The 12,295-nt window shown below is 46.9% G+C and carries 9 protein-coding genes; 5 read left to right on the forward strand and 4 right to left on the reverse strand.

Annotation, left to right across the window (positions count from 1 at the left end; translation table 11 throughout):
* Positions 1 to 3: 3 nt before the first annotated feature.
* The 3 genes from Q1V85_RS09360 (at position 4) to Q1V85_RS09370 (ending at position 3,750) form a co-directional block, all read left to right on the forward strand.
* The gene (locus tag Q1V85_RS09360) at positions 4 to 1,386 is read left to right on the forward strand and encodes a nucleotide sugar dehydrogenase (RefSeq protein ID WP_300599209.1); all 1,383 of its coding nucleotides are present in this window, start codon (positions 4 to 6) and stop codon (positions 1,384 to 1,386) included.
* A 93-nt stretch (positions 1,387 to 1,479) separates the two neighbouring features.
* Entirely contained in the window at positions 1,480 to 2,448 is a 969-nt protein-coding gene (locus Q1V85_RS09365; protein ID WP_300599211.1) for an SDR family oxidoreductase, read from the forward strand.
* 21 nt (positions 2,449 to 2,469) lie between these two features.
* Positions 2,470 to 3,750, forward strand: a complete 1,281-nt coding sequence (locus Q1V85_RS09370) for a nucleotide sugar dehydrogenase (RefSeq protein WP_300599213.1) — start codon at positions 2,470 to 2,472, stop codon at positions 3,748 to 3,750.
* Between the two features lie 225 nt (positions 3,751 to 3,975).
* Here Q1V85_RS09370 and Q1V85_RS09375 read toward each other — a convergent pair whose 3' ends face one another.
* The 3 genes from Q1V85_RS09375 to mtaB all read right to left on the reverse strand — a co-directional run bounded on the left by Q1V85_RS09375 (position 3,976) and on the right by mtaB (position 7,254).
* Entirely contained in the window at positions 3,976 to 5,238 is a 1,263-nt protein-coding gene (locus Q1V85_RS09375) for a DUF2130 domain-containing protein (protein WP_300599214.1), read from the reverse strand.
* Positions 5,239 to 5,324: 86 nt separating this feature from the next.
* Positions 5,325 to 5,624 carry a hypothetical protein gene (locus Q1V85_RS09380; RefSeq protein ID WP_300599215.1) on the reverse strand — a complete coding sequence of 100 codons (300 nt, stop codon included), beginning with the start codon at positions 5,622 to 5,624 and terminating at the stop codon, positions 5,325 to 5,327.
* 340 nt (positions 5,625 to 5,964) lie between these two features.
* Positions 5,965 to 7,254, reverse strand: coding sequence for a tRNA (N(6)-L-threonylcarbamoyladenosine(37)-C(2))-methylthiotransferase MtaB (gene mtaB / locus Q1V85_RS09385; protein WP_300599217.1), 1,290 nt, complete (start codon positions 7,252 to 7,254; stop codon positions 5,965 to 5,967).
* Between the two features lie 111 nt (positions 7,255 to 7,365).
* On the opposite strand from mtaB, the gene Q1V85_RS09390 reads away from it, so the two are divergent.
* Both Q1V85_RS09390 and priA read left to right on the forward strand, forming a co-directional pair.
* Positions 7,366 to 8,133, forward strand: a complete 768-nt coding sequence (locus Q1V85_RS09390; protein ID WP_300599220.1) for a lysophospholipid acyltransferase family protein — start codon at positions 7,366 to 7,368, stop codon at positions 8,131 to 8,133.
* A complete protein-coding gene (gene priA / locus Q1V85_RS09395) occupies positions 8,126 to 10,618 on the forward strand; it encodes a primosomal protein N' (protein ID WP_300599221.1) in 2,493 nt (830 codons plus the stop codon). The genes Q1V85_RS09390 and priA overlap by 8 nt, the downstream gene beginning before the upstream one ends.
* 538 nt (positions 10,619 to 11,156) lie before the next feature.
* Here the strand turns inward: priA and Q1V85_RS09400 are convergent.
* Positions 11,157 to 12,293 carry a serine protease gene (locus tag Q1V85_RS09400; RefSeq protein WP_300599223.1) on the reverse strand — a complete coding sequence of 379 codons (1,137 nt, stop codon included), beginning with the start codon at positions 12,291 to 12,293 and terminating at the stop codon, positions 11,157 to 11,159.
* Positions 12,294 to 12,295: the final 2 nt, after the last annotated feature.

The raw sequence follows: 12,295 nt of genomic DNA on the forward strand, positions 1-12,295 counted from the left end.
ACAATGAAACAAATAAGAAAAATTGCCTGTATTGGTGCCGGCTATGTGGGCGGGCCAACAATGGCTGTAATTGCTCAAAACAACCCGCACATACAGGTAACTGTAGTGGATGTTAATAAGGAGCGCATTGCCGCCTGGAATGCTCCGGATCTGAATGATCTGCCGGTTTATGAACCAGGACTGGATGCTGTAGTGATGGAAGCACGAAACAGGAACCTGTTTTTTTCCACCAATGTGGAGGAGGCGATTGAAGAAGCGGATATGATTTTTATTTCGGTGAATACGCCTACAAAAACCTATGGGAAAGGGAAGGGGCAGGCGGCGGATCTGAAGTTTGTTGAATTATGCGCCCGGCAAATTGCAGCGGTAGCAAAATCAGATAAAATTGTGGTAGAAAAGTCTACGCTTCCGGTAAGAACAGCTGCTGCCATTAAAAGCATTATGGAGCATGCCGGAAACGGCGTCAATTTTCACATTCTCTCCAACCCGGAGTTTCTGGCAGAGGGAACAGCCGTGACCGATTTATTACATCCGGACCGGGTATTGATCGGCGGGGAAAATGCAGCAGCAATAGCCGCCCTGGTACAGATCTATGAAGCCTGGGTGCCCGCCGAACGGATCTTAACGACCAACCTCTGGTCATCGGAACTCTCCAAATTGGTGGCGAATGCGTTCCTGGCGCAACGGGTTTCTTCCATCAACGCGATATCGGAATTATGCGAAGCAACCGGCGCAAATGTGGATGAAGTGGCAAAGGCCATCGGGCTGGATTCGCGTATCGGCCCCAAATTTCTGAAGGCTTCCGTGGGCTTTGGCGGCTCCTGCTTTCAAAAAGATATTTTAAATCTCGTTTACCTCGCCCGTTCTTATAAGCTGGAAGCAGTGGCGGATTATTGGGAGCAGGTGATCCGGCTGAATGATCATCAGCGGGCCCGGTTTGCGGAGAAGATCATTTCCACTATGTACAATACGGTAAATGGCAAACGGATCGCTTTTCTGGGTTGGGCGTTTAAAAAAGATACCAATGATACCCGCGAATCGGCTGCCATTTATGTTGCCGACCATCTCCTGGAGGAGGAGGCGCAGATCGTTGTGTATGATCCCAAGGTTACAAAGGAACAGATTTTCCGGGATTTGGATTATCTTGGCACCCGCTCTCCGGAGGAAAACAGGCGGCTGGTACAGGTGGTAAACGATCCGTTCGAGGCATTGGCAGCTGCGCACGCCGTTGCGATACTGACAGAATGGGATGAATTTAAAACCTACGACTGGGCAAAAGTGAAGCAGCTGATGAAGCTTCCTGCGTTTGTTTTTGACGGCAGGCAGCTCCTGGAGCAAAAACAAATGGATGCGCTGGGATTTAGCTACTATGTAATTGGAAAGTAACCGGCCAAAAACGCCTCAAAAAAGAGCGAATAAAAGTAAATTGAAATTATTGCCCGGAGCAGAAACACTTACCGGGTCTTTATTATATCGTATATGAAAAAAATATTAATTACAGGAGGCGCAGGTTTTATCGGATCCAATCTTACGGCTTATTTCCTGGAAAAAGGATATGGTGTTGTAGTGCTGGATAACTTTTCTACCGGTTACCGGCACAATATTGCGCCTTACATGGGGCATGCGCATTTTGAACTCATAGAAGGGGATATCCGCAACCTGGAAGATTGTCAAAAGGCTGTGGCCGGTGCCGATTATGTGCTGCACCAGGCGGCCCTGGGATCGGTACCCCGTTCCATCAAAGATCCGATCACCACCAATGATGTAAATATTTCCGGTTTCCTGAATATGCTGGTGGCTGCCCGGGATGCAGGAGTAAAACGCTTTGTTTATGCAGCGTCTTCATCTACGTATGGTGATTCTGAAAGCCTGCCTAAGGTAGAGGAAGTGATCGGCAAACCGCTGTCGCCCTATGCCATTACCAAGTATGTAAATGAATTATATGCGGAAATATTTTCAAGAACCTATGGCATTGAAACCATCGGGTTGCGCTATTTTAATGTGTTTGGCCGGGGTCAGGATCCCAACGGTGCCTATGCCGCCGTTATACCCCTGTTTGTAAAAAAATTAATACATCATGAAAGTCCGGTAATCAATGGCGATGGTAATTTTTCGCGGGATTTTACCTATATTGACAACGTAATTCAAATGAATGAGCTGGCAATGTTGACAAACAACCCCGAAGCGGTTAATACTGTGTATAATACCGCAGTTGGAGACCGTACCACCCTGAATGACCTGGTAACCTACCTTAAAGAATATTTAAGTGCGTTTGATGCGGCAATCGCTGAAATACCCATTGTTTATGGTCCGAACCGTACGGGCGATATACCACATTCGCTGGCGTCCGTTGAAAAGGCAACAACGGTCTTAGGGTATCAGCCAACACATACAATCAGCAAAGGCCTGAAAGAGGCCATTAAATGGTATTGGGAAAATTTAAAATGAATTAATTATAAATAAGTATACATGAAAAGGATCGCAGTTATTGGCCTGGGTTATGTTGGATTACCGCTGGCCCGTTTATTTGCTACCAAATACCCGGTAATTGGTTTCGATATCAATCAGCGGCGTATTGATGAGTTGCGGGCTGGAAAGGACCTGACCCTGGAAGTGGAAGAAGCGGTGCTGCAGGGGGTCTTAATTTCCGAAAACCCGTTCCAGTCAGGTGGCAGCGGTTTATATGTATCCAATCAGCTGGCTGATATTGCCGCAGCCGATTTTTATGTGGTAACCGTACCCACGCCTGTTGATAAACACAACCGCCCCGATCTGACGCCGCTTTATAAAGCTTCAGAAACCGTAGGAAAAGTACTGAAGAAAGGAGATATCGTAGTGTACGAATCAACCGTATACCCCGGTGTTACCGAAGAAGAGTGTATCCCCGTACTGGAACGAACCTCGGGACTGAAGTTTAATGAAGACTTTTTTGCAGGCTATTCCCCGGAGCGGATTAACCCGGGAGATAAAGAGCATACCGTTGAAAAAATATTAAAAGTAACATCTGGCTCCACGCCGGAAACCGGTCTGGAAGTGGATGCGGTTTATAGGTCGGTCATTACAGCGGGAACCCACCTGGCCCCAACCATTAAAGTGGCGGAAGCCGCCAAAGTAATTGAAAACTCACAGCGGGATATTAATATCGCTTTTGTGAATGAACTGGCTAAAATTTTTAATATCCTGGGTATCAATACGCAGGATGTGCTGAAAGCGGCGGGAACGAAGTGGAACTTTTTACCATTTAAGCCAGGGCTGGTAGGCGGGCACTGTATTGGTGTAGATCCTTATTATTTGGCGCAAAAAGCGCAGGAACATGGTTATCACCCGGAAATTATCCTGGCCGGGCGCCGGTTAAATGATTCGATGGGCGGCTATGTGGCGGCGCAGGTTGTAAAAACGATGATCAAAAAAGGGATCAGTGTCAGTGGCGCATCCGTACTGATGCTGGGGATTACCTTTAAAGAGAATTGCCCGGACGTGCGCAATACAAAAATTGTGGATGTTATTTCCGCGCTACAGGATTACGGTATTGAAGTAACGACTTTCGACCCCAAGGCAAATCCTGCGGAAGTGCTGCATGAATATGGCATTGAAAGCACCACGATGCTGCCGGAAAATACCTTTGATGCCATCGTTTTGGGTGTGGCACACACCGAGTTCCAGGACCTGGACCTGGCGCAGCTTAAAAAAGAGCAGGCCATTGTGTATGATGTAAAAGGAATTCTGGAAGATTGCGATAATAAGCTATAGTATAACGGGTGTTCGCTACAAGGGCTCAAAGACACTAAGATAAAACGACATACTCTTCGCGTTTCTTTGTGCTTTTGAGCCTTTGTGGTCCCGATCTAAGCAACGCGTTTAGTCCGCTCCCTGTCCATTAATGTGATAACAAAATATCCTGGATCAGTTGGAAACAATGATGCTGCTTTGAAATTTATAAGCGGATTGGGATAAGCTGGTTTGAAATGCCGCAGGCTATTCTTCCTCTTCATAGCCCAGCAGGTTCAGATCAACCGACTCCAGGCCACTGATCCCGTCAATGGAGCCACGGATATGGGTGGCATTGAGCAGTACTTTTTCCAGTTGCTTTTCACGTGCTTTCCACAGGCGTTCCATGGCATCGCGTTCCTTTTGAATGGAGATCTTCATGCTTAAAAAGCCTTCCCGGATGGCTTTCCATTGTTCGGCAAACTCCGGACTGGTGAGGTAGGAGTATAGCAGGTGCATCTTGTCGCCCTTATTTTCCTGGCTTTTGGATGCATTGTATATTTTAATGATACCATCCCTCAGTACACTGGCCAGGGCCTTGGCTTCATTGAAATTGCAGATCCAGACCCCTTCTTTTTCGCCAAAGCGTTCCATATCTTTTGGATAGCGCCGGGTAACCAGTACGGCTACGTCTGCACCCTGGCTGCGCATATCGGCCTTCAGCTTTTCGATCCAGTCGCCTCCAAAGTTTTCGGCCCGTTTACTTTCCCAGATGATCTTGCCACAGGCCGCGCCCAAGTTGTTGCGAACGGTTTGAATGGAGTCCGCGCCCCGTACGCCTTTTCCCACTTCTTCGATGAGATCAAAAGGGAACGCCGCGGTCAGCATTTCTTCCAGCGCCAGTTCCTGGCTTTCACCCTGCAATTGCATGGAGCCTTGTTCCGCTTTCCGCTGCATTTCCGCCGCCAGCTTTTTCTGCTGTTCCAGCTGGGTTTCCAGTTCCTTAAGCTTCAGGTTGAATTCACTTTCTTTTAAGGCCGTTTTTTCGCCCTCAATACGCCGGAGCTCTTCTGCTATTTTCTCGCGCTCTGTATTTAATTTTTTCTGGACTGTAATTTCCAGCTCTGCCTCGCGGGTCTTGAAATCCTGCTCTTTCCGTAAAAAGTCGGCTTCTTTCTGCCGGGCCAGTTTTAGCTTTTCTTCGTTTTCTTCATTGGCTTTTTGTAAAGAACCAATACGGTTCTCAAAATCGGTACTGATGCTTTTACGGAGCTGCGCTTCCAGTTGCTGTTGCAGTGCCTGCTTTTCTACATTGAGTTTCTGCTGCCACTGTTCATTGGCTTTGGTGGCCTCCAGCTCTGCAGTTTTTTTCAGCTGTGCTATTTCCTCGTCCTTGTTCTTTTTATAATCCTGCATCTGCCTGCGCAGGCCGTCCTTCTCCTTTTCAATCGCATTTTTCAGCTCATCGGTAAGCGCAGCTTCTATCGGAAACTCATGCTGGCAGTTCGGGCACTTTATTTTTGTAGACATAATTTTCTCATTCTGTCGGTCAAACTTACAAAAAAAAACCACGCTGGTTTCCCAGTGTGGTTTTAATGAACCGGATTCTATTAAAATCAGGCCTCTTGCTTTTCTGCTTCGATGGCTGTTTTTTTGTTACCCAACAGTTCCCTGTTAGTGGCAACCCAAACATAAGTATTGTTCTTTACCGAAGGTGCAACAGAAGCCTGTGGTGGTGTAGGTGTAGCTGTTGAGTCTTCTTTAGACTTGTCTTTATCGTCTTTCTTGTCTGTTTGTGTGGAGTCTGTAGACACGACAGTCGAATCTGTTTTTGTGCTGTCTACCTGAGCAAATGCACTTCCGGTGATCACGGTTGCAGCCAATGCCATCATTACTGTTTTTGTAGTTCTTTTCATGATTAAAATTTTAATAAAAAATATAAATAATAAAGGTTTACATACTTCTTCTAAACGCAGGGAAAAGATTCAGTGTTATACAGGAATTGTTAATAAATAATATAAAAAAATATTAAACGTTGCCGGCTGTAGGCCAGTACTGTAAACGGTTTAAAGGATTATATCAAAGGATATAAAGAGCTTTTCTAAGTATCTTTCTGAATGATTAAAATACAAATACAGTACCACGAAGGCCAATAAATAAAAAGAAAATGTTAATGTAAAAGCAGTAATTGCTAACTGGTTGTGATCAACAAAAATAGATATAGCAATAAAGTAGCACAGGTTGGCTGGCGTCTGTTTACAGGTTCCAGTCTACGATCTGGTGCTCCCATTCCTTCCGGTAGGGCGTTGTAATACGGATGTAATTATCGGTATAGCCCTCCATCATACCATTCTTATTATGGTTCTCAAACAACACCTTTCGGGTTTGTCCCGTATGCTGTTGTTCAAAGTACTGCATCTTCATGTAAGACAGGTTGCGCAATGTTTTATTCCGTTCATTGCGAAGAGCTACAGGCACTACCGGCTCCAGTGTAAGGGCGTGGGTATTGGCTCTTTCCGAATAAGTAAAAACATGCAGGTAGGATATTTCCAGCTCATGCAGGAAATCGTAGGTTTCTTTAAAGTAAGCATCGGTTTCTCCGGGAAATCCAACGATTACGTCTACCCCGATACAGCAATGGGGCATCAGGGTTTTGATGAGGCCCACACGGTCGGCATACAGCTCCCGCTTGTATCTTCTGCGCATGGCACCCAGAACGGCGTTGCTGCCGCTTTGCAGAGGAATATGAAAATGGGGCATGAACTTTTTGCTGTTGGCCACAAATTCAATGATCTCGTTGCCCAGGAGATTGGGTTCAATCGAGGAGATCCGGAACCGTTCTATGCCTTCCACCTGGTCCAGCTCCTGTATCAGTTTGTAAAAGTTCTCAGCCCGGCCATTGATCGCCGCCGAGGCATTGCCATCCGGCCCTTTTCCAAAATCTCCCAGGTTGATGCCCGTAAGCACAATTTCTTTGGCACCCGAAGCCGCCAGCGACTGTGCATCCTTCAGCACCGCATCAATGGAGGCGCTGCGGCTTTTGCCACGGGCCATGGGTATCGTACAAAAAGAACAGGTATAATCACAGCCATCCTGCACCTTTAAAAAAGTACGGGTACGGTCATTAATAGAGTAGGAGCTGTGGAAACCGGTTACATCCTCAATATCGCAGCTGCATATTTTAGCGGCATCGTTTTTAGAAAGTTCTTTAATATGTTTTACAATATTAAATTTTTCCGCTGCACCCAACACCAGGTCCACACCGGGTATGTCAGCAATTTCTTTAGGCTTCAGCTGGGCGTAACAGCCGGTGATTACCACCACGCTTTCCGGGGCCTTGCGCTGGATGCGACGTACCAGCTGCCGGCATTCCTTATCCGCGTTGTCTGTTACAGAGCAGGTATTGATCACATATACATCTGCAACATCGGTAAACTCCTTTTTCTCAAACCCTTCCTGTTCCATTAGCCTGGAAAGCGAAGAAGTTTCCGAATAGTTGAGCTTGCAACCAAGTGTGTGAAATGCGACTGTTTTTGTACCCTCCATAAAGGCTGCAAAATTACGGAAAATTAGCCGATGCGGCGTGTTTTGGCGGTTGTTGACAAATATCCCTGTGCTATTTTGCCGTAACCATTTATTTTTGAAGGACTAAGCACTATGTTTCGATTATTTTATATGATTTATGCGGTATTGATCTTCCTGGTCGTGATGCTGCTGATTTTCCCGCTTTGTATCCTCGCTGCTTTCCTGGGCCGGATAAGGGGGGGGAATATCATTTATGCACTTTGTACCTTTTGGGCCGATATCTGGTTTGCCATGATCGGCATACGGGTACAAAAAACCTATACCATGCCCTTCGACCCGGATAAGAAATACATCCTCATTGCCAATCATATTTCCTACCTGGATATACCGGTGATGGTAAAGGTGTTCCGGAAGCCGATGCGTGCGCTGGGGAAGGCAGAAATGGGAAAACTGCCCATTTTTGGGTTTATTTATAAACGGGCGATCGTGACCGTAGATCGTAAGTCAACAGAAGGCCGGGCAAAGAGCATCCGTATCCTTCGTTCCGTAATCAACAAAGGGATCTCTATTTTTGTTTTTCCGGAGGGCACGTTTAATGAAACGCATCAGCCGTTAAAAGATTTTTATAATGGCGCCTTTAAACTGGCGCTGGAAACCGGTACACCGATCCGGCCGGTGTTGTTCCTCGATACCTTCGACCGGATGCCCTATTGGCAGAAGCTTCCGTTAAACCCGGGCAAATGCCGCGTGGTATTTTTAGATGAAGTGCCGGTAGAGGGCTGGCCGGTAAAAGATCATGAACGGTTAAAACAATTGGTGTATGCGCAAATGGAGCAGAAGCTATTGGAGTATAATGTAACCTGGGTAGCACCCGGAATAAAGCAAGGAATGCATGAATAATGAACTGCCTTATCAGTCGGCCGTAACAACGGATTTTGCCGAAGTGGTCATTCCGCTGGCCCTGCCGCTGAATTATACCTGGGCCATTCCGGAGCATCTGAAAGAGGCCGCCCTGGTGGGGTGCCGGGTAGAGGTCAACCTTGGCAAATCCAAAAAATATGCAGGAGTGATCAAACGGGTGCACCAGACGCCGCCGGAATTTTTTGAGGCAAAGGAACTGGTTAGTGTACTGGACGCAACGCCTGTGGTATATGAATCGCAGCTGCGGCTTTGGGAATGGATGGCCCGCTATTATATGTGTACGGAGGGAGAAGTAATGGCGGCAGCCCTGCCGGCGCATTTTAAACTGAGCAGCGAAACCGTACTGGTGTTTAACGAAGAGGCCGGCGATGATTTTACGGAGCTGGATCATGAAGCATTCCTGGTGGCGGAAGCCCTGCTGTTGCGCAAGGAATTAAAGCTTGCCGAAGTGCAGCTGATCCTCGACAGTAACCATGTATACCCCGTGGTAAACCGGCTCATACAGGGAAAGATCTGTTATGTTTGGGAATCGTTGAAGGACAACTACAGTCCGAAAAAAGAAACCTATGTATTGCTGCATCCGGATTATGACAATGATGCGGCGCTTGAACGGCTGCTGAATACCGATACTAAATTGCAGCGGGCCGAAAAGCAGCTGGAGCTGTTGCTGGGGTACCTGCATTTTCAAAAAACGGAGGGGGCTATTACAAAACAAGCCCTTCTTAAAAAGACCGGTGCCAGCGATGCCCAGTTAAAAGGTCTTGCAGATAAAGGGATCCTGCTATTGGAAAAGCGGGCCGTGGATCGCATCCGCAGCCTGCCCAAAGATATCCGGATCAATTTTGACTTATCTGCAGCGCAATCTACGGCGTTGAACAGCATCCGGACGGTCTTTATGGAAAAGGACGTGTGTTTACTGCACGGAGTTACTTCAAGCGGGAAAACGGAGCTCTATATTCATTTGATCGAGGAGCAGATCCGCCAGGGCCGGCAGGTGCTGTATATGTTGCCGGAGATTGCACTGACTTCTCAAACGATCCGGCGGTTGCAGCGGCATTTCGGAGGACATATCGGCGTATATCACTCGCGGTTTTCGCAGAATGAGCGGGTGGAGATTTGGAATAAAGTAAAAGACGGATCGCTGAAGATCGTGCTGGGCGCCCGTTCTTCTTTGTTCCTGCCTTTCCAGGACCTGGGAATGATTGTTTGTGATGAAGAGCACGATCCTTCATATAAACAGATGGAGCCGGCTCCAAGGTATCATGCACGGGACGCCGCCATTTATTTTTCATCACTGTTTGAGGGCTGTAAGGTATTGCTGGGCAGCGCCACACCTTCTTTCGAATCGTATAATAACGCGGTAACCGACAAGTACGGGTTGGTACAGTTAACAGAGCGGTTCGGGAATATTCAGCTGCCACAGATCGACCTGGTAGATACCCGCCGTTACCGGACAAAGGAATTTGCGGATACCATTATTTTTCCGCCGCTGGCCGAAAATATCCGTCATACGCTGGAACGGAAAAAGCAGGTGATCCTTTTTCAGAACCGGAGGGGGTATACGCCTTACCAGCGCTGCAATACCTGCGGCTGGGTACCACAATGTAAATACTGCGATGTATCGTTGAATTATCATAAGGTATACAACAAGCTGGTTTGCCATTATTGCGGCACTAATTATCCCCTGATGGTAACCTGTCCCAGCTGCGGGGGGCATGATTTTGTTCAAAAACAATTTGGAACGGAACGGGTAGAGGAGGCCCTGCAGGAATTGCTTCCCCAGGCGCATATAGGGCGGATGGATATGGACACCGTGCGTGGAAAACATGCGCATGATCAGCTGATCCAGACCTTTGAACAGCAAAAACTGAACATTCTTGTTGGTACCCAGATGGTGGTAAAAGGATTGGATTTTGAACACGTGGAACTGGTAGGCATTGTAGATGCGGATGGTATTTTGTCCTTTGCTGATTTCAGGGTCAACGAGCGGGCGTTTCAGCTGATGGAGCAGGTGAGTGGCCGTGCCGGAAGAAAGCATGGCGTGGGTAAGGTAATGATCCAGACCACGCAGCCCGAACACCCGGTATTATTACAGGTACAGCAGCACAATTACCGGGCGCTTTTTGAAGATGAGTTGCCCAAAAGAGAAGCGTTTGGTTATCCCCCCTATACCCGGCTGATCCGGTTAACGCTTAAAAATAAGATCAGGGACGTGGTGCAGGATGCTGCCGCCTGGTTTGCGGCCAGCTTGCAGGATCAGTATGGCCGTTTTATCATGGGGCCGTCGGAGCCGCTCATCAATAAAGTGCGCAATCAATACCTGATGGAGCTGTTGTTAAAGCTGCCCCGGAATACCCGTTTAATCACGCAGTGTAAAAAGGATATCCTGTTTAAGATTGCCCAGTTGCACCAGGAAAAACGGTATAAATCGGTGGTGGTGATCCCGGATGTGGATATGTTATAGCCGCAGATGCGCAAAAAGAGCAGCTGAAATCTGCGGAAAAATCGGCGCTATCAGCGGGAAGACTGCCGCGATCACTCAATTGAAGGCATTTGCCCAGGTATTTTTATACCCAGCAACAAAAAAGTCTATTTTTTATAAGAACGGGGGTGCAAACCGGCTGTATGTGGCGTCGGGTACATTTTTTTTCAAAACTGTAATCAGACCGGTTGTAATAAAAAAAATGATTACAGATTTTTTGATTACAAAATGACCCGACCCGTTGCAAAAGAAGTTGACAAATATTTCAGCCTATTCGGTATCTGTCGCCTCATTCATACCGGTTTGTAAATAATCCGGATTGCTATGGTATGAGTGTCAGGGGAAGCCAGGATGTTTTTGAGACTTTTCGAAATGATCCCTCAAAAATCTGTGCATCTGCGGCTACATCTATCACCTTAACAAAACGAAACGAAACTTCTTTCCGTTAAAGACCTCCATAAAAAAAGAGGGTGCCTCAATCAGAAACACCCTCTTTGGTCTTGGTTAATGACTAAAAAAGTTAATTCACCTTCACTACAAATACATAGTCCTGGATCTTTTTCGTTTGCTGGGTACGATTGAGATTGGCGATGGAGGATTTGGTCGTCAGCTTCGCATTCTGGATGATGGAATCATTTTTTTCCTTGTTTTTCACCTCATTCAGCATATTGTAAAGATTTTTAGACCGGATAAAGAAGGCTACACCTTCCTGGTCTTTCTGCCGGCCGTTTAAAACGCCGATCACATCTCCTTCATCATTCAGGATCGGGCTTCCGCTGTTGCCGCGGTTTGCCGAGATCTGTATCTGGCAGCTGAGCGTGTCCCCGTTAAAGCCGGTTTTGGCACTCAGGTAGCCCTGGTTGTAAACAATGTTTTCGTCTTCGCGCGGGTAGCCCATGGTGAACACCGGCTCTGCCAGGTCCGACATTTTGCGGGAGAAACCATAAGGTACCGGGGGAAGTGGCTTAAAGTCTTTATCCGTTATTTTTAACAGGGCGATATCTCTTACAGGATCGGTATATACTACTTCGGCAAAGTATTCAACACCGGTACTGCTGGCCACAGCCACATTTTGCGCATTTTGGATCACATGGGCATTGGTGACCAGCAATCCCCTATTGTCAATCATAAAACTGGTACCACTGGAACTGTACGTGATCTCTGGTGTTTTAGAATCCGTGCTCCGGTTTTTAAGATCATTGATCTCCTCTGCCTGCTTCCGCGATTTATTTTCGAGCGAATTAAACTTTTTGCTCAGGGTTTCGATCTGGGCAATATGGTTTTTGGGCGTTACCGACCAAAGAATCGCAGATACCAGTAATGCGGTAAGACCTGCAATTGATGCTGCAATGGAGGCCACTCTTTTATAGCGGTTAAACAGGTATGCCAGTTTAGCCTTTCCTTTAAGGGCGGGGGAATCGATTTTCCCCTGGGCTGTAAGGTCGGTATGGATCTCATTTAAGGAGGCATGAAACTTCTGCCACTCATTGTAACGGTTCATGCGCTGCATAAACAGCGTATGGGTCACCACCATCTGGTCGATCTCGCTGTCTGCCTTTCTTAAATTTTCAAAATGTAAACGTTCATCAGGAGTCATTTCCCCGGAAATATACCGTTCCACCGCTTCGGTTAACAATATATTATCGTGTTCTTGCATTA

Source organism: Niabella sp., assembly GCF_030150205.1.
GTDB lineage: Bacteria > Bacteroidota > Bacteroidia > Chitinophagales > Chitinophagaceae > Niabella.